This is a genomic window from Streptomyces acidiscabies, assembly GCF_020010905.1.
In the GTDB taxonomy this organism is placed as follows: Bacteria; Actinomycetota; Actinomycetes; order Streptomycetales; family Streptomycetaceae; genus Streptomyces; species Streptomyces acidiscabies.
This window is the reverse complement of the sequence record NZ_JAGJBY010000001.1, coordinates 4,911,857-4,929,652: the sequence shown is the minus strand read 5'-3', so window position 1 is coordinate 4,929,652 and position 17,796 is coordinate 4,911,857. Positions and strand designations below refer to the sequence as shown.

Here is a 17,796-nt window from a genome sequence, read left to right as displayed (position 1 = left end):
GCAGCGCGAACAGGTCGTTCGCGTCCGCGTCTTCGAAGGCACGCAGTCACAGGCGAGCAGTGTGTAACGAGGGGGTTGGCAGAACGACGTGAGTGGGCCAGTGGCGTGTTTTCAGTTTGATGCGGACGTTGTTGATGTTGTTCGGCACGAGGTCCAGGTCCATCGCCTCGCACACGTTCCTCGCCCGTAGCGGAGCGTCGGCTTCGGCGAACACGGCCATGATCTGCTGGTAGGCGGGGCCGTCCGGCAGGGCCGGAGTCGGTGTGGCCGGTGCCGAGGGCGTTTCGTCGGGCAGTTCCAGGAGCGTCTTGCGGGTGATCGTGATGTGCTCGGCGGCCTGGGCGAGTCCGTCCAGCAGTGCGGTCAGCTGCGCGATCTGCTCGTGAGCGGCCTCCGCTTCCACAGCGATCTGCCGCTCGCGGACCTCCAGACGTGCCAGCAGGGCACCGAGGGTCTGCTGTGGGTCGCCGCTCACGCGCCGCGCCAGGACGGGGTGGAGGTCCCCGCGGCGACCTTGTCCAGCAACGCGGTACCGAAGGCGTTGTCGCGCACGGTCGTGACCGCGGGCGGCATGCAGACTCGGGGTGTTGAGCACCACCAGGCTCGGGTCGGCTAGGGCCTGTCCTGCGGATCATCGTTTGCCTCTGACCCGAGTTGGTCAACGGTATCGTCGGGCCATGAGGGGGACTGATGACTGCTAGGACGACGAATACCGCCGGCGCGGCCAACGCTTTTAGCATTGGAGGTGATTACCCAGTACGTCGGCTTGGGTTCGGCGCCATGCGCCTGCCCACCACGCCGGGACCGGACCGGGAAGGCTCCATCACGCTGGCCCGGCATGCTGTGGAACTCGGTGTCACGCTGATCGACACCGCCCACCTGTATGGGTGGGGTGCCAATGAGGAACTGCTGGCCGAGGCCCTGCATCCGTATCCCGAAGACCTGCTGATCGCCACCAAGGTCGGCGTTACCAGGTCCGGGCCGGACGGGTGGGCGCATGATGCACGGCCCGAGAGCCTGCGCCGACAGGTAGAGCAGGGGTTGCGCCGCTTGCGGACCGAGCACATCGGCCTGTTGCAACTGCACCGGATCGACCCCAACGTACCCGTCGCCGAACAGGTGGGCACGCTCCACTCGCTCCAACTGGAAGGCAAGATAGGCCATATCGGGCTGTCCGAGGTGTCGGTTGCCCACTTGCACGAGGCCCGGCAGACCGCTGAGATCGCGAGCGTGCAGAACCGCTTCAGCCTCCTGGACCGGTACCATGAGCCCGTGCTGGAGGCATGCGAGGCCGCCGGTATCGCATTCCTGCCCTGGCGCCCCGTCGCCGCGGCCACGGACTCCCGAGCGGCATCCGAACTCACCGCAGTCGCCGACAGCCTCGGCGCCACCGTCCCTCAGATCCTGCTCGCCTGGCTGCTGGCCCGATCGTCGGTCATCCTGCCGATTCCCGGAACCGCCTCGCGCGCCCACTTGGAGGAGAACCTGGCGGCAGCAGACCTCCAGCTCACCGATTCCCACCGGCAGCTGCTGGAACGTGCGGCCAGATCCGCGGCCCCGACCGGCGGATCATGAGCGAAGCCACAGCCGGATCGCGGCGATGGTAACGGTGCCGTGAAAGATGTAGGCGCGCTTGTCATACCTCGTGGCCACGGCCCGGGAGTGCTTAGGGCCTGTCCGGCGGATCTTGTGACCGCTACAGGGCCACTTGTTGGCATGCATATGGCGCACGGGGCTGACATGTGAGGAATGGTCATGCCAACGAGCCGACGCTGGGACGGTCACATGATCCGCCGGACAGGCCCTAATCGTCCCCGGCTCTCACGCACCTGCCGGCGCAGCAGGTCATGGATGACCTCGTCGGTGCCGTCGTCGTGCCATTTGTAGAAGTAGTACTTCACCGCGCCAGGCAGTGGCAGGTCGTGGGGCAGGTAATCCCATTGGCAGCCGGTCCGGGACTGGTACAGGAGCGCGTTGACAATCTCTCGCATCTCGTAGTTGCCCTGGTGGCCACTGACGGACGGATGTTTCGCCTTCCATGCAGTGGTCACCGGCTCGATCAGCGCCCAGCGTTCCTCGGATAAATCGCTCTTGCAGGGCTTGCGGTCGCTCACCCCGTCACTCCAGCACGGCCAAGCCCATCAACCGGCCGGGAGTCCCCGCACCCACACGATCAGGCGATACCGAACCGGACATCAGGTCACGTACCGCCCTCTCCCAGATCCCGGTGCAGTCCGAATCGAATGACGCCAATCGCCGCAGCTGTCCTCGCCCTGGAGCGGCAACGCTGAAAAACCTCCGTGAGATCCATGTGCCGAGAATCGCCCGGCACAGCCGTCCGGCGCCTCAACCCACGGGTGGGAGCGGGGTGGATTTCGATCTCCACCCGGAGGTGGAGGGCGTGTTCAGGAAGCGGTGCAATGAGGCGGTCGAGCGACGCGAGATCGACGTACTCGGTGTCCGCGTGAGCGCCCTCGCCACCAACTCCGGAGAGGAAACCGGGGGTTCAGGCCCAGTCAAGCAGCGCACAGTCCGTCCAGAAGCGTCGATCACCGGTGGGATCCCTCCGTGTTGAGCAGGACGGTCACAGAGTCCGGCCCGAGGTCCGGGAGCAGGTGCCGGGCCGCGCGCAGGCCGGCTAGTGGGGCCGCTCCGCAGGGGCCCGAGTCGACTCCCAGGGCGGCTAGTTCGGCGGCAGCCCGGGCGCTCGCCTCGTCCGTTACCGCGATCGCCGCGTCCAAGCCGCCGTGCAGGTACGGCCAGGCGATGCTCGACGGGGTGCCGCAGTTCAGGCCCGCCATCGTCGTACGGCCCGTGGTGACGCTGACGAGTTCGCCGTGTCTGAGGCTCTCCAGGACGCAGGCCGCGCTGTCCGGTTCCACCGACATCAGCGCGGGGGCGTTCGGGCGGCTGCGGTAGTGGGTGATCACGGCCTGGGCGAGCGAGCCGACGCCGACGGGTACGACGATCAAGTCCGGTTCCGCCGGGAGCTGTTCGTCGATCTCCGCGCACAGGGTGTCGTAGCCCTCGACGATCCACGCCGGGATCTCCTCGTAGCCCGGCCAGGCGGTGTCCTGGATCAGGAGGGCGTCCGGTGTCTCGGCCGCGTGGCGTACGGCTGTGTCGTAGTCGCCGTCGACCTCGGTGACCTTGGCACCCTCGGCGGCGATCGGGGCGGGGTCGACGCCCTGGGGGATGAACACGTGGGCCTGCATGCCGAGTTGGCGTGCGGTGCGGGCGACCGCGCGGCCGTGGTTGCCGTCGGTGGCGGTGACCAGGGTCGTGGTGTGCGGGGCATCGGCGAGGGCGCGGTGGATGGCCCAGGTGGCGCCGAGTGCTTTGAACGCGGGGAGGCCGAGGCGGGAGGACTCGTCCTTGACGAAGACGCGTCCTAGGTTCAACTCCCTTGCCAGAGTGGGGAGTTCGGTGAGGGGGGTAGGGGCGTAGTCGGGGAGGGTGCGGTGGAAGGCGCGTACGGCGGTGGGGGGTGGAGGGCAGCGCCAGGTGCGGGCTGCGGGGCGGGCCAGCCAGGGGATTTCGGTCACGTTCTCAGGGTCCAACACCCAGCGATCGTGGCACGCCGGGACGCCTTGCAGGCGGCGGTAGCCGACCAGTACAAGTGACGTCCCGGCCACGACACCCCTCAGGGCACCTCCGGCCCCCCGAACTCCTCCATCGCGTCGATCAGCCACCGCCCCAGATAGTCCGCGAACGACGCGCGCGGGAGCAGACGGTACGTCGGCGCATCGTCCACCTGCCACAGCAGAACCGGTATCGGACCCACCGTCGTCAACACCGCGCGTCCGGGGCCGAATTCGCGGGGGTGGAGGTCCAGGGGACAGCCCTTTTCCAGGACCGCACGGGCGCTCGGGCCGGTGAGCTGGAGAGTCGTGCGGTTCGCGGAGAGGTCGACGATCGAGCCGGGGTCCGTACCCAGGGACTCCTTCAAGTCAGCGGTGAGCGGGGCCGGTTCGCTGCTGGAGATGACGAGCCATTCGTCCGGACCCGACCAAGTGGCCGTGTGGGGACCGGATGTTGCCGTACGGCCGGATTCCCTGGGGAGGGAGACGCCCAGCGTCTTCTCCATCCGCGCCGCCGCCTCCGAGGCCGGGTTCACGCGGACGTTCACCATCGTGAGGAACGGGAGTTCCGTCAAGGAGACACCTCGGGGGCCCGTCACCGTCGCCGCCGACAGGGCTTCCTTCAGGTGGGCCAGCGGGCTGACCGCGAGTTGTTCAGCCATCTCGGCGGGTCCCTTCGGGGTCGTAGAGGACGAAGTCGGTGACCTCGACGGGGATCAGGTCGTCGCCGACGGGGGCGAGGAGGGTTTCGCCGTGCCGGGAACGGCCGCCGGACACCAGCGCGAGGGCGAAGGGGCGGCCGAGGGCCGGGCTGTGGTAGCTGGAGGTGACGTGGCCGAGCATGGGAACCGGGATCGTGTCCAAGTCGACGTCCGGGGAGAGGAGTTGGGTGCCCTCGGGGAGCCGGGTCGTACGGTCCGCCGGCAGCAGGCCGACCAGGTGCTTGCGGTCGGCGCGGACCGTGTCGGGCCGGGAGTACGACCGCTTGCCGACGAAGTCCTTCTGCTTCGACACCACCCACGCCATCCCCGCGTCCTGCGGAGTGACCGTCCCGTCCGTGTCCTGCCCGACGATGATGTACCCCTTCTCGGCGCGCAGGACGTGCATGGTCTCGGTGCCGTAGGGGGTGATCCCGTACGGCTGCCCGGCGGCGTGCACCTGCTCCCAGACCGAACGCCCGTACCACGCGGCCACGTTGATCTCGTAGGCGAGTTCACCGGAGAACGAGATCCGGCAGATCCGGGCCGGTATCCCGGAGGCGAGCGTGGTCTCGCGGAAGGCCATGAAGGGGAACGCCTCGTTGGAGAGGTCGACGTCCGGCGCCAACTGCCCCACGACGTCACGGGACTTGGGCCCGACGACCGCGATGGTCGACCACTGCTCGGTCACCGACGTGCAGTACACGTCGAGTTCGGGCCACTCCGTCTGGAGCCACTCCTCCAGCCAGTCGAGGACTTTGGCGGCGCCACCGGTCGTGGTGGTCAGGAAGTACCGCTCGTCGTCGAGGCGCAGGGTCACCCCGTCGTCGAAGATCATGCCGTCGGGCTTGCACATCACGCCGTAACGGGCGTTGCCGGGCTTCAGTTTCTTGAACGCGTTGGTGTAGATCCGGTTGAGGAACTCCCCCGCGTCGGCGCCACGGATCTCGATCTTCCCGAGGGTAGAGGCGTCCATGAACCCGACCCCCTCGCGGGCGGCCCGGCACTCGCGGGCGACGGCGGCGTCCATGTCCTCCCCGTCCAACGGGTAGTACCGGGGCCGCTTCCACTGCCCGACGTCCTCGAACACGGCACCGTGCTCGACATGCCAGTGATGCACGGACGTCATCCGCTCCGGGTCGAACAACTCCCCCCGCTCACGCCCCGCGAGAGCCGCGAACGCGACCGGCATGTACGGCGCCCGATAGGCCGTCGTCCCAATCTCCCCCGGCTCACCCCCGAGCACCGACGCGATCACCCCGATCGCGTTGACCCCGGACGTCTTCCCCTGATCGTTGGCGGTCCCGAGCGAGGTGTACCGCTTGACGTGCTCAACTCCCCGCATCCCGGCGCCGGTCGACCGCAGCACATCGGCGACGGACACATCCCGCTGGAGATCGACGAAGTGATCGTCGTACGACTCGGCGGGCACGGTCCACAACGCCCGTACGGACGAGGCTGGTTGCCGGAAAACCCGAGAAGACACCGACGGCACCGGCACCGCGAACCCTGCTTCGGCAGCGGCCACCGCCCCGGCCCGAGCCCCCTCGGCGACACAGTCGTCCGTGTCGTACGTCCCCCGAGCCGCCCCCACCACCTGCTGCCCCCGCACCACCCCGTCCGGCACGAACGCGGCCAGTTCCTCGTCCCAGCGCACCTTTCCCTGCCGCTGGCTGTGCAGATGAACGACAGGACTCCAGCCCCCGGAGACGGCGAGCAGATCACACGCGAAAGTCTCCAAGCCCTCCTGCCCATCAAGCCCTTGGACGGTGACCCCGGTCAACCGCCCTTCCCCGGACGCCGATACGACCGCGCTCCCCGTCAACACCCGCACGGCATCCGCCAGAACAGCGGCCCGAGCCGACAACTCCGCACGCGCGTCCACCACAGCCACGACCTCGACCCCCGCAGCCCGCAACGCGTCCACGGTGTCGTACGCACTGTCATTGGTCGTACTCACCACAACCCGCGAACCCGGCGTCACCCCGTACCTGTCGAGGTACGTCCGCACAGCCCCGGCAAGCATCACCCCGGGCCGGTCGTTCCCGGCGAAGACCAGCGGCCGTTCATGCGCACCGGTGGCCAGCACGACCTGCCGGGCCCGGATGTGCCACAGCCGTTGCCGCGAGACCCCCTTCAACGACAGGTCCTCGGTGCGCCGTTGGAGCGCGAGGACGTAGTTGTCGTCGTAGGACCCGAAGGCGGTCGTCCGGTGGAGTACGACGGTCTCGGGCGCGGCGTCGAGGCGCGCGCGCAGGTCCGTGACCCACTCGGAGCGGTCGAGGAGCGAGCCGCCCGGCTCCGGCTGGTCGTCGATGAGGAGGACGCGGGCGCCGGAGTCGCTGGCGGCGACGGCCGCGGCGAGCCCGGCGGGGCCCGCGCCGACGACCAGGACGTCCGTGTGGACGTACTTCTTGTCGTAGGCGGCCGGGTCGTCGGACGGATCGAGGCGGCCCTTGCCGGAGAGGGTGCGGGCGCTAAGGCCGTCGTACAGCTCGATCGTCGTGGCGGGGAGCATGCCCTCCGAGTAGGAACTGTCCAGCTGCACCAGGGCGTTGGGCTCTTCGACGCCCGCCGAGACGATGCCTCGCGGGCGGCCCCGGTAGAGGGACGGGGCGACCTCTATGACCCCGTTCGCGAGCATCGCGGAGGCGAGGGTGTCGCCGGGATGGCCGGTCAACTCCCGTCCGTCGACGGTGAATCGGAGGACGGTGTCGCGGTCGATACGGCCGCCGTGCGGAAGCCGGAAGGGCTGGTCGGTCATCGGGTTCCTTCCGGGCGGGGCTCGTCGAGGCGGTAGACGGCGAGGACCTGATAACTGGCGGTGTCACGCAGGACGTTGAACCAGCGGCGGCAGCCCGTGCTGTGCACCCAGCGCTCGGCGAAGGGGCCCTTGGGGTTGTCGCGGTAGAAGACGTACTCGGCCCACTGCTCGTCGGTGAGGTCGCCGGCGTTCTCGGGGTAGGGGACGTGGGCCTGGCCGCCGTAGTGGTACTCGGTCTCGTCGCGCGGGCCGCAGTAGGGGCAGTCGATCAGCAGCACGGTGCCTCCTCAGTGGGCCACGGCCGCGGCGCCGTGTTCGTCGATCAGGGCGCCCGTCGTGAAGCGGTCGAGCGCGAACGGGGCGTTGAGGGCGTGGGGTTCGCCGGTGGCGATGGTGTGCGCGAAGGTCCAGCCGGCCGCCGGGGTGGCCTTGAAACCGCCGGTTCCCCAGCCGCAGTTGACGTACAGGTTCTCGACCGGGGTGGTGCCGATGACCGGGGAGGCGTCGGGGGTGACGTCGACGATGCCGCCCCAGGTGCGCAGGACGTGCGCGCGGGCGAAGGCGGGGAACAGCTCGACGGCGGCGGCCATTTGCTGCTCGATCACATGGAACGAGCCGCGCTGGCCGTACCCGTTGTAGGAGTCGACGCCCGCGCCCATCACCAACTCGCCCTTGTGGGCCTGCGATACGTACACGTGGACGTGGTTCGACATCACCACGGTCGGGTGGACCGTCTCGTGCAGCTCGGAGACGAGGGCCTGGAGCGGGTGCGACTGGACGGGGAGGCGGACCCCGGCGAGTTCCGCCAGGACGCTGCTGTGTCCGGCCGCCGCGAGGCCGACGCGTCCGGCGAGGATGCGGCCCCGGTTCGTCTCGACGCCGACGACCCGGTTCCCGTCCTTGACGAAGCCGGTGACCTCGCAGCCCTGGATCAGGTCGATGCCGTACGCGTCGGCGCTGCGGGCCAACGCCCAGGCCACGTGGTCGTGTTTGGCGATCCCGGCGCGGGGCTGGAAGGTCGCGCCGAGCACCGGGTAGCGGGTGTTCGAGGAGACGTTGACGATCGGGCAGACCTCGGCGACCTCGTCCGGCTCCAGCCATTCGGCGTCAACACCGTTGAGGCGGTTGGCGTTCACGCGCCGGACGCCCTCGCGGACGTCCTGGAGGGTGTGCGCGAGGTTGAGGACGCCGCGCTGGCTGAACAGGAAGTCGTAGTCCAGCTCCTCGGGGAGCCGCTCCCACAGTTTGAGGGCGTGCTCGTAGATCGCCGCGCTCTCGTCCCACAGGTAGTTGGAGCGGATGATCGTCGTGTTGCGGGCCATGTTGCCGCCCGCGAGCCAGCCCTTCTCCAGGACGGCGACGTTCGTGATGCCGTGGTTGACGGCGAGGTAGTGGGCGGTCGCCAGGCCGTGCCCGCCGCCGCCGACGATGACGACGTCGTACGAACGCTTCGGGTCGGGGTTGCGCCAGAGGAAGTCGGGGTGCTCGGGGAGAGGGGCTTCGGTCATGCGAGGTCTCCGTACAGGGGGAAGGCGTTCGCCAACTTGGTCACCCGGTCCCGGAGTTCACCCTCGGGCACCTCGCCCTTGAGCGTCTCCGCCACGATGTCGGCGACCTCCCGGAACTCCGGCCTGCCGAAGCCGCGCGTGGCGAGTGCCGGGGTCCCGATGCGCAGCCCGGACGACACCATCGGCGGGCGCGGGTCGAAGGGGACGGCGTTGCGGTTGACGGTGATGCCGACCCGGTGGAGCCGGTCCTCGGCCTGCTTGCCGTCCAACTCCGAGTTGCGCAGGTCGACCAGGACGAGGTGGACCTCGGTGCCGCCGGTCAGGACGGTGATCCCGGCCTCGGCGACGTCGTCGGACAGCAGCCGTCCGGCGAGCACCCGGGCCCCCTCCAGCGTCCGCCGCTGCCGGTCCCTGAAGTCCTCGCTCGCGGCGACCTTGAAGGCAACTGCCTTGGCGGCGATGACGTGTTCGAGCGGGCCGCCCTGCTGGCCGGGGAAGACCGCCGAGTCGATCTTCTTCGCGAGACCGGCCCGCGTGAGGATCACGCCGCCGCGCGGTCCCCCGAGGGTCTTGTGCGTGGTCGTCGTGACAACATCCGCGTACGGCACCGGATTCGGGTGCAGCCCGGCCGCGACCAGCCCGGCGAAGTGCGCCATGTCGACCATCAGGTACGCGCCGACCGCGTCGGCGATCCGCCGGAACTCCGCGAAGTCGAGCTGGCGCGGGTACGCCGACCAGCCCGCGACGATCAGCTTCGGCCGGTGTTCCAGGGCGAGTTGCTCGACCTCGTCCATGTCGATCCGCAGGTCGGACGCGCGGACGTGGTACGGCACGACGTTGTACAGCTTGCCCGAGTAGTTGAGGCGCATGCCGTGCGTCAGGTGGCCGCCGTGCGCGAGGTCGAGGCCGAGGATCGTGTCGCCGGGCTTCAACAGGGCGAACATCGCCGCCGCGTTGGCCTGGGCGCCCGAGTGGGGCTGGACGTTGGCGTGTTCGGCGCCGAACAGGGCCTTGACCCGGTCGATCGCCAACTGCTCGATGACGTCGGTATGTTCGCAGCCGCCGTAGTAGCGGCGGCCGGGGTAGCCCTCGGCGTACTTGTTCGTGAGCACCGAGCCCTGGGCCTCCAGGACCGCGACGGGCGCGAAGTTCTCGGAGGCGATCATCTCCAGCGTCGACTGCTGGCGGTGCAGTTCGGCCGCGACGGCGGCGGACACGTCCGGGTCGAGTGCGGCGAGCGGGAGGGACAGGGTCATCTGTTCACCATCCTGGGAACCGGCTGATACGCGACTGATATATCAAGCTGTGCGGTAACGTATGGGAGCTCACCGCACGCGTCAAGGGGGCGTCCATGCAGCAGACGGCGGCCGAGGAGCTGTCCCTCGCCGAACAGGCGTACCGCGCCGTACGCGACCAGCTCGTCCTGCTCGCGATCCGGCCCGGCGCGCCCATCAACGAGGAGCAGTTGGCGCAGTCCCTCGGGGTCGGCCGCACGCCGCTGCGCGAGGCGCTCAAGCGGCTCCAGTACGAGCGGCTCATCACGACGTACCCCCGGCGCGGGACCTTCGCCACGGACGTCAACATCACCGACCTCGCGCACGTCTCCGAGGTCCGCCAGGAACTGGAACCCCTCGCCGCCGCGCAGGCCGCACGCCGGGCCACCCCCGCCGACCGGGCCGTACTCACCGGGCTGCGGGGCGAGTTGGAGAGCGCGGACACCCGCCGCCAGGGCGCGACCGCCCTGCTCCGCCTCGACCTCCAGGTGCACCGCGCCGTCTACGCCGCGACCGGCAACCCCTACCTGGAGGACACCCTCGTCCAGTACGACAACCTCGCGACCCGCATCTGGTGCCTCTTCATCGACCGCCTCCCCGACATGGCGGGCCACGTCGTCGAACACGGACCACTGATCGAGGCGATCGTGACGGGCGAGCCGGACCGGGCACAGGAGCTGGCGCGCAGGCATGTGGAGGGGTTCGAGAAGGCGGTGCGGGGGGTGATCTGAGCGGGCCTCGCCTTCAGCGGCCTCGCGGATGCGGGGGTGGTCGTCCTCGCCGTACTGACCGCCTGGTTGGGGGTGACCGCCGTGCGGGTCACCCCCGTACAGGATCACGTCGTCCGTGGCGCCGGCGGTCTCGTGATCGCCGTCAGGACCACCGCCGCGAGCGTCACCACGCCGACCGTGACGAACGCCGTGGTGTAGCCGTCACTCGCGAGGTGAGCGGTGGTCAGGGGGCCGATGACGCCGGCCAGGCTCCAGGAGACGAGCATCGGACCGTAGACGGCGCCGATGTGGGCAACACCGAAGAAGTCACCGGCAGTTGCGGGCATCGTCCCGAACCCGCCGCCGTTCGCGAGGCTGACCGCGCAGACGAGGACGGCGAAGAGGGCGGGGTCGTGGGCCCAGGGCAGGGCGAGGAGCGCGAGGCCCTGGACGACGAGGAGGACGGCGAACGTCCGCATCCGGCCCGCCCGTTCGGAGATCGCGCCGGCCAGCGGGCGGCCCACGCCGTTGAAGACCCCGGCCGCCGCGGTGAGCGCCGCCGCGGACCCGGCGTCGTACCCGGAGATGGCGTGCGCGGCGGGGGCCAGCACGCTGACGAGGCTGATGCCCGCGAGCGCGCTGGCGAACAGGATCGTCGCGAGGAGGTACCACTCGCGGCTGCGCAGCGCCTCACGCCCGGTGAAGGAGGGCCGTACGCTGCGGCCGACCACGACGGAGGCGGACGCGGACGCGGGCGGGTTCACGAACAGCCACGCCGCCGGCAGGGTCATCGCCGCGCAGAGCAGGCCCATCGGCAGGAACGCCTGGGTGGGTACGGTCTCGTAGCGGTGGACGAGGGCCGCCAGCACCGGCGCGCTGAGCACCGGCCCGAGGCCGAAGCCGCCGACGCTGATGCCGGTGATCAGCCCCCGCTTGTCGGGGAACCAGCGCTGGAGCAGGGCGGTCGGGACGATGTACCCGATGCCGAGCCCGACTCCGGAGACGACGCCGTAGCAGAGGATCAGGACCCACAGGTCGGCCGCGTCCCGGGCGGCCGAGCAGGCGATGATCCCGGCCGAGTAGATCCCCGCGCCGATCATCGCCGTGACCCGGGAACCGTGCCGCTCCTGGAGCCGGCCGCCGCACCAGGTCCCGACGAACACCATCCCGACGGCGACGCTGAACGGCAGCGTGGCGCGCGTCGCGTCGAACGCGAACGTCGAGCCGGGTTCCCTCAGCGCCCGCGCGAACACGCTCCACGAATAGACGGACCCCAGGGCGAGTTGGAACACCACCGCCGCCACGGCGACCCAGATCCGGTGCCTCCCCCGGGTACGGCGCATCAGCACCGGCATCGACACGGAGACCACCACACGCCGGGCGGCGTCCGGCCGTACGTACCTCTGCCCCTCACGGGACCTGTCGATTACAGACTTCACAACCAGCCACCTCGGCATAGCGGACGAACGTTTCGGCTCCGCAGTCGATCACCGGGGGTGGCGCGTGTTCGGCACGGCACACGGGGAGTTCACTCAACGGGGTCGCGGTCCGGGCATCCGGCAGGAGGTGTCGTAACCGGTGGGCGGGAGTGTCGTTCGTGCAGCGGAGGTTCACTGTCGGGTGCTGAGGAGCGAGGAGCGGGGAGGGAGCGTGTGGTTCGTTACTGTGTACGGGTTCACGCACCCCCTCACCCTCAGATTTCTCAAAAGATTGCCAACCGGCTTGAAATGCGATAAAAGCGCCATCAGCCGCGAACCGCTGATCGACTGGAGGACCAGGTTTGTTAGAGGCGGTCGGCTTGTTCGGTAGTCAGCCGCTTCGTGTGCCTGTGGGGCCCGACGCCCACCGCTGGATCACCTTCCGAGGCGAGCGCACGCTCATCGTCGCCGCCCGTACTTTCACCTCGACCGTGCGCGTCCTGGAAACGCTGCCCGCGCTTCTGCGTGACGACCCCCGCGTGACCGTCGTCTTCGCGCACGACCCCACCTCCGCGTTCAACGACGGCGTGCTCGACCTCCTGCGCACCGCCGGGTGCCGGGTCGCCCCCTGGGAACAGGTGGGCCGTATCTCCCCCGACCTGATCCTGTCGGCCAGCGAGAACATCGACGTGCCGGAGGGCGACTGCCCCGTGCTGGTGCTGCCGCACGGCGTCGGCTTCCAGAAGCTCGTACCGGACTCCCGCAGTCACCGCGAGCGGCTCTCCGGCGTCGTACCGGACTCCTTGCTGGAATCGGGACGCGCCTGGCTGGCGATCTCGCACCCGGCGCAGGAGGAGCAGTTGCTCGCCGCTCACCCGAAGGCGGCGGGGCACACACTGCTGGTGGGTGACCCGTGCTTCGACGAACTGGCCGAGAGCCGGGACCACAGGGCGGCGTACCGCGAGGCGCTGGGCGTCGCGGAGGACCAACGTCTGGTCATGGTCAGTTCGACCTGGGGGCCGACCTCCCTCCTGGGCAGCCGTCCGGACCTGCTCCCCCGGCTCCTCGCGCACCTTCCCCTCGACGCGTACCGGGTCGGCGCGATCGTGCACCCCAACGTGTGGTCGGCGCACGGCGCCTGGCAGATCCGTACCCTTCAGGCCGCCGCCCTGGAGGCAGGGCTGCTGCTGATGCCGGCCGCCCACGCCTGGCGCCCCGCGCTGGTCGCCGCCGACGTCGTGATCGGCGATCACGGTTCCGTGACGCTGTACGGGGCGGCTGCGGGAACGCCCCTGCTGCTGGCCGCCTTCGGCAGCGACGCGGTGCCGGGGACGGCCGCCCACCGCCTGGCGTCCCTCGCGCCCCGGCTCGACACGCGGGGAGACCTGCGCCGACAGGTGGAGGACGCCGTACGGGAGCACACGCCCGACCGGTACACCGAGGTCGCCACGCATGCCTTCGCCGAGCCGGGGCACGCGCTCGCCCGGCTGCGCACCGCCCTCTACGACCTGCTGAGACTCCCGGAACCCTCCTCCGCTCCCCCGGCCCCCGCGACGCTGCCCGTCCCGGACCCGCCCGCCGCACCGGTCACCTCGTGGCAGGTGACCACCGGCGTCACCGGCGGGGCGACGCCGACGGTCACCGTGCGCCGCTTCCCGGCGGCCGTGACCGCGTACGGCGATCCCCTCCCCGACTCCGACGCCCTCTTCACCCACCTGGCCTGCGCGGACGACGAGCGCGACCGCCGGCTGACCGAGAGCGCCTCTGTCCTGGTCCGACGCCACCGCGCACCGACGCCGGTCGCGGCACTGCGCTGGATCGAGGACACCCTCGCCCGGTTCCCCGGCAGTCTCCTCGCGGCGTCGGCGGTGCGCGGAGGCGGCTATCTGGCCGGGCTCAGGGACGGCCGCGTCGTGGAGGCCGGGGTCACGGGACCGGTGCCGGACCCGGGCCTGCCGGCGGCGGTCGTCTACGCCTGTCTGCGCGCGGGGCTCGCGCTGGACGACGCGCAGGTGACGCTGTACGTCGACGGGGTGCGGGACGAGGACGTCGTCCTGCGTCTTCGTCTCGGATAGGGCTCAGCCTCCGAAGTCCCCCAGGCGGCGCCGCAGTTCCTCTTCCCGGCGGCTGTCGCCGAGCGCCTCGTAGATGGCGGCGGCGCGGCTCAGGCACTCGCGCACCAGCTCCTCGTGACCGCCGGCCTCTTCGGCGATATCGGCGAGCCGGACCCGGGCCTGTGCCTCGTACTGCATCCCGTCCGCCACCCCGGCCAGCTCCCCGATCGCCTCCCGCAGGTCGTGCATCGCCTGCGCGGTGTCGCCGAGACGGCCGTGTACGACGCCGATGGCGGCCTTCGCCCGCGCCGCCATCCGCAGGTCGGGCTCGGCGCGGTCCGTCAGCTCCTGGTGCGCCCGGCGCAGCAGGGTCAGGGCCTCCGCGTGCTCGCCCTGGGCGTCCAGCGCGCAGCCGAGGAAGAAGGTGACGAGGGCGGCGCCGCGCGTCTCCCCCGCCTGCTCGTTGAGCTGGAGGGAGCGCCGGTACGCATCGGCCGCCCGGGGCGGGTCGACGACGTCCAGGTACCGGCCGAGGAACTCGTGGACGGATGCCTTCAGCGCGAGGCGGTCGGTCGTCTCGGCCAGGGCGACGGCCCGCTCCAGTTGTTCTCCCGCGCGGTCGTTCTCGCCGAGGTCGAGCAGCGGACGCGACAGCAGGCTGCGCAGCCTGGCACCGGTCGCCCGGGCCTCCTCGTCGGGCTCCCCCTTCTCGGCCGCCTCGATGCCCAGCTCCAGTACCTCCACCCAGGTCCTGAGGTAGCGGTGGTAGAGGAACAGCACCGAGAACGACTCGGCCAGCCTGCGGGCCAGGGGGTACAGCTCGTGCCGGACGGCCTCGCGCAGGACCGCGAGGACGGTGGTGTGCTCGGCGTCCAGCCACTCCAGCGGCGGCGGACCGCCGGCCGTGGCGAAGGGGTCGGCGGCGCCGCGCAGCAGGTGCGAGAGGTCGGCGGCCCGCAGCCGTTCCTTCCTGAGCGCCCGGTCCGCGAACGCGCAGAGCACGAGGTAGTGCGTGCCCACGCGCTCGATCAGCGCCGTCTGCTCGGTCGCCGGCTCCTCCTCGGCCGCGCGCTCACGGGCGTGCAGCCGGATCAGGTCGTGCATGCGGTACCGGTCGTCGTGCGCCTTCTCCACCAGGCCGTCCTTCACCAGGACGAGCAGCAGGCTCTTGGCGCGTTCCGGGGTGACCTCGGCGGCGACGGCGGCCACGCCCGCGTCGAAGCGGCCTACCGGCAGCAGGCCGAGCAGCCGGTAGAGCCGGGCCGCTTCGGGCGGCAGCAGCCGGTACGTGGGACCCAGGACAGTGGACACGACGGACTCCTCCCCATCCAGTGCGAGACCGGCCAGCCGGCCGGCCTCGTCGTCGAGTTCGGCGGCCAGTTCCGCCATGCTCAGGCACTCGTCGTTCAGCCGTGCCGCCACCACCAGCAATGCCACGGGCAGCCCGTCGCACAGCTCCACCAGGCGCTTCGCGGCCTCCGGTTCGGCTTCGACCACCTCCCTGCAGCACCGGTCCCGCAACAGCTCCAGCCCGCCGTGCGTGTCCAGCGTCTCGACGCGGACGAACCGGGCGCTGCCCCCGACGGCCAGCTCACCGATCCGGCGCTGGCTCGTGGCCAGTACGGCGCTGCCCGGCCCCTTGGGGATGAGGGCACGGACCTGTGCGGCCTGGTCGACGTCGTCGAGGACGAGCAGGATCCGCAGGTCGGCCGTGCGCGAGCGGAACAGGTTGGTGCGGTCGTGGAGCGAGTCCGGGATGCCGAGTTCTCCTCCCGGCAGCGACCTCAGGCACATGGCCAGGGCCTCGGAGACGTCCCCGCCGGGGCCGGGCAGAGGGGCGGATCCGTCGCGCAGGGCCGCGAAATCCACGTACAGCTGGCCGTCCGGGAAATGGGCCTTGGTCTTCTCCGCGCACCGCCAGGCCATGGCCGACTTGCCGACGCCGGGAGGGCCGAACAGGACGTCCACGCCCACGGCTGCGCCCGCTCTCGCGCCGAGCCTCGTCTCCAGGGTTCCGAGTTCGGCCTCCCGGTTGCTGAACGGCATGGTCAGGGCGGGGACTTGGTCAGGTCTGACCCGGCGGTCCGGGGCGGGTGAGGGTGCTGCCGGGACGTGGAAATGGATGTTCCCGTGGACGGGTGAACCCTGGAGCACCAGGCCGTGGTTCACGCCCGCGCCGACCAGCTCGACGTAGCCGCGTGACGCGTCCGGGGCCAGGTCGGACAGCAGGCGTGCCAGTTCGGCCGCGGCGCCGGAGTCCTCCTGGAACACCTCCTCCAGGCGGTGGCGCAGGCGGTCCTGGACAGCTGCCCGAGCGCCGGTGTCGCCCGCCCCGCCCAACTCCTCGTGTGCAGCTGCCAGTTCCTCCTCGGCGCCCTCGCCCGAGGCCCGTCGTCCGAAGAACCGGGTCAGTCCGCTCTTCGCCCGCTCGAACCCCTCGGAGACGATCAGCCCGACCAGCGCCGTCGCCCCCGACGCGGCAAGACCCGCCAACTCGGCCTCCACACAGCCCCCTTCACTCGTTCCAGCCCCGCAGAGCACGGTCGGACACCCACCGTAGCGTCCTCGACCGTGTGCGATACGTCGTGCCTCGCCTAGCTTGGCCCCATGGAGAACGCGAACCCGCTGCGGCGGGTCCCCCTCGACCGGCTCCGGCGTCGTACGAGCATGAAGTGGCGGACGTATCCGCAGGACGTCCTGCCCCTGTGGGTCGCCGAGATGGACGTCGATCTCGCGGAGCCGGTCGCGCGGGCCCTCGTGGACGCGGTCGCGCTCGGGGACACCGGGTACCCGGCGGGGACGGCGTACGCCGAGGCGCTGGCCGGGTTCGCGGGCAAGCGGTGGGGGTGGGAAGGGCTCGCGGTGGAGCGTACGGCGATCGTGCCGGACGTGATGCTGGGGGTCGTCGAGATGCTGAAGCTGGTGTCGGGTCCGGGGGACCGAGTCGTCGTCAACTCCCCTGTGTACACGCCGTTCTACCAGTTCATCAGCAACATGGACCGGGTGGTCGTCGAGGCCCCGCTCGGCGCGGACGGCCGGATGGACCTCGCCGTGCTGGAGGAGACGTTCGGCCGGGTCGCGGCGGAGGGCGGCCGGCCCGCGTTCCTGCTGTGCAGCCCGCACAACCCGACGGGTACGTTGCACACGGCCGAGGAGCTGGCCGCGGTGGCGGCGCTGGCGTCGCGGTACGGCGTGCGGGTCGTGGCGGACGAGATCCACGCGCCGGTCGTCGCGGCGGGCGCGGCGTTCGTGCCGTACCTCAGTGTCCCCGGCGCGGAGAGCGGGCTGTCGCTGATGTCCGCGTCGAAGGCGTGGAACCTGGCCGGGCTCAAGGCGGCCGTCGCCGTCGCCGGACCTGACGCGGGGGACGATCTCGCGCGGCTCCCGGAGGAGGTCGGCCACGGTCCCAGCCACCTCGGCGTCATCGCGCACACCGCCGCGCTGCGGGACGGCGGGGACTGGCTCGACGCGGTCCTCGCGGGGCTCGACGAGAACCGGCGCCTCGTCGCCGGGCTCCTGGCACAGCACCTTCCCGCCGTGCGGTACACCCCGGCGCAGGCGACGTACCTGGCCTGGCTGGACTGCCGCGCGCTGGACCTCGGCGACGACCCGGCGGACGTCTTCCTCCAACGCGGACGGGTGGCCCTCAACTCCGGCCCCTCCTTCGGCACCGGCGGCGCGGGCTTCGTCCGGATGAACCTGGCGACGTCCCCGGAGAACGTGGCGGAGGGGGTACGGAGGATGGCGGCGGCACTCGACTGACCGACGGGACCAGTGGGACCAGTGGGA

At 70.8% G+C, this 17,796-nt stretch carries 13 protein-coding genes and 2 pseudogenes; 4 read left to right on the top strand and 11 right to left on the bottom strand.

What is annotated here, in order from left to right; translation table 11 throughout:
• Window positions 1-46 precede the first annotated feature (46 nt).
• The gene (locus J8M50_RS22615) at window positions 47-475 is read right to left on the bottom strand and encodes a hypothetical protein (protein ID WP_223786245.1); all 429 of its coding nucleotides are present in this window, start codon (window positions 473-475) and stop codon (window positions 47-49) included.
• A 215-nt stretch (window positions 476-690) separates the two neighbouring features.
• Between J8M50_RS22615 and J8M50_RS22610 the strand changes: the two genes are divergently transcribed.
• Complete coding sequence (locus J8M50_RS22610) at window positions 691-1,575, top strand: aldo/keto reductase (RefSeq protein WP_040837241.1); 885 nt, start codon at window positions 691-693, stop codon at window positions 1,573-1,575.
• On the opposite strand, the pseudogene J8M50_RS22605 reads toward J8M50_RS22610, so the two are convergent.
• The 8 genes and pseudogenes from J8M50_RS22605 to glyA form a co-directional block, all read right to left on the bottom strand.
• Window positions 1,570-1,668, bottom strand: a pseudogene (locus tag J8M50_RS22605) (IS5/IS1182 family transposase); the annotation flags it as partial. The gene J8M50_RS22610 and the pseudogene J8M50_RS22605 sit on opposite strands and share 6 nt — an antisense overlap.
• 137 nt (window positions 1,669-1,805) lie before the next feature.
• Window positions 1,806-2,114, bottom strand: a pseudogene (locus J8M50_RS22600) (transposase); the annotation flags it as partial.
• Window positions 2,115-2,549: 435 nt separating this feature from the next.
• Window positions 2,550-3,545: a pyridoxal-phosphate dependent enzyme gene (locus J8M50_RS22595; RefSeq protein WP_223786244.1), complete on the bottom strand. Its 996-nt coding sequence runs from the start codon at window positions 3,543-3,545 to the stop codon at window positions 2,550-2,552.
• Between the two features lie 98 nt (window positions 3,546-3,643).
• The gene (locus J8M50_RS22590; RefSeq protein WP_010356137.1) at window positions 3,644-4,243 is read right to left on the bottom strand and encodes a sarcosine oxidase subunit gamma; all 600 of its coding nucleotides are present in this window, start codon (window positions 4,241-4,243) and stop codon (window positions 3,644-3,646) included.
• The gene (locus tag J8M50_RS22585) at window positions 4,236-7,043 is read right to left on the bottom strand and encodes a sarcosine oxidase subunit alpha family protein (RefSeq protein ID WP_010356138.1); all 2,808 of its coding nucleotides are present in this window, start codon (window positions 7,041-7,043) and stop codon (window positions 4,236-4,238) included. The genes J8M50_RS22590 and J8M50_RS22585 overlap by 8 nt, the downstream gene beginning before the upstream one ends.
• Window positions 7,040-7,321 (bottom strand): sarcosine oxidase subunit delta, encoded by a 282-nt coding sequence (locus J8M50_RS22580; protein WP_010356139.1) that lies wholly within the window; start codon window positions 7,319-7,321, stop codon window positions 7,040-7,042. Before J8M50_RS22580 ends, J8M50_RS22585 begins: the two co-directional genes overlap by 4 nt.
• 9 nt (window positions 7,322-7,330) lie before the next feature.
• Window positions 7,331-8,551, bottom strand: coding sequence for a sarcosine oxidase subunit beta family protein (locus tag J8M50_RS22575; protein WP_010356140.1), 1,221 nt, complete (start codon window positions 8,549-8,551; stop codon window positions 7,331-7,333).
• Window positions 8,548-9,807: a serine hydroxymethyltransferase gene (gene glyA / locus J8M50_RS22570; RefSeq protein WP_010356141.1), complete on the bottom strand. Its 1,260-nt coding sequence runs from the start codon at window positions 9,805-9,807 to the stop codon at window positions 8,548-8,550. Before glyA ends, J8M50_RS22575 begins: the two co-directional genes overlap by 4 nt.
• Before the next feature lie 95 nt (window positions 9,808-9,902).
• Here glyA and J8M50_RS22565 point away from each other — a divergent pair, with 95 nt between their 5' ends.
• Window positions 9,903-10,556 carry a GntR family transcriptional regulator gene (locus J8M50_RS22565; RefSeq protein ID WP_010356142.1) on the top strand — a complete coding sequence of 218 codons (654 nt, stop codon included), beginning with the start codon at window positions 9,903-9,905 and terminating at the stop codon, window positions 10,554-10,556.
• 104 nt (window positions 10,557-10,660) lie between these two features.
• Here J8M50_RS22565 and J8M50_RS22560 read toward each other — a convergent pair whose 3' ends face one another.
• A complete protein-coding gene (locus J8M50_RS22560) occupies window positions 10,661-11,974 on the bottom strand; it encodes an OFA family MFS transporter (RefSeq protein ID WP_158002814.1) in 1,314 nt (437 codons plus the stop codon).
• Window positions 11,975-12,363: 389 nt separating this feature from the next.
• Here J8M50_RS22560 and J8M50_RS22555 point away from each other — a divergent pair, with 389 nt between their 5' ends.
• Window positions 12,364-14,028, top strand: a complete 1,665-nt coding sequence (locus J8M50_RS22555) for a hypothetical protein (protein ID WP_010356144.1) — start codon at window positions 12,364-12,366, stop codon at window positions 14,026-14,028.
• A gap of 3 nt (window positions 14,029-14,031) precedes the next feature.
• Here the strand turns inward: J8M50_RS22555 and J8M50_RS22550 are convergent, their stop codons facing one another.
• Entirely contained in the window at window positions 14,032-16,512 is a 2,481-nt protein-coding gene (locus J8M50_RS22550) for an NB-ARC domain-containing protein (RefSeq protein WP_010356145.1), read from the bottom strand.
• A gap of 102 nt (window positions 16,513-16,614) precedes the next feature.
• Between J8M50_RS22550 and J8M50_RS22545 the strand changes: the two genes are divergently transcribed.
• Window positions 16,615-17,769, top strand: coding sequence for a MalY/PatB family protein (locus J8M50_RS22545; RefSeq protein ID WP_010356146.1), 1,155 nt, complete (start codon window positions 16,615-16,617; stop codon window positions 17,767-17,769).
• The last annotated feature ends 27 nt before the right edge of the window (window positions 17,770-17,796 follow it).

Coding starts and splice junctions, on each gene's coding strand:
- J8M50_RS22610 (WP_040837241.1), top strand. CDS start 691: ATGACTGCTAGGACGACGAATACCGCCGGCGCGGCCAACGCTTTTAGC.
- J8M50_RS22590 (WP_010356137.1), bottom strand. CDS start 4,243: ATGGCTGAACAACTCGCGGTCAGCCCGCTGGCCCACCTGAAGGAAGCC.
- J8M50_RS22585 (WP_010356138.1), bottom strand. CDS start 7,043: ATGACCGACCAGCCCTTCCGGCTTCCGCACGGCGGCCGTATCGACCGC.
- J8M50_RS22575 (WP_010356140.1), bottom strand. CDS start 8,551: ATGACCGAAGCCCCTCTCCCCGAGCACCCCGACTTCCTCTGGCGCAAC.
- glyA (WP_010356141.1), bottom strand. CDS start 9,807: ATGACCCTGTCCCTCCCGCTCGCCGCACTCGACCCGGACGTGTCCGCC.
- J8M50_RS22565 (WP_010356142.1), top strand. CDS start 9,903: ATGCAGCAGACGGCGGCCGAGGAGCTGTCCCTCGCCGAACAGGCGTAC.
- J8M50_RS22545 (WP_010356146.1), top strand. CDS start 16,615: ATGGAGAACGCGAACCCGCTGCGGCGGGTCCCCCTCGACCGGCTCCGG.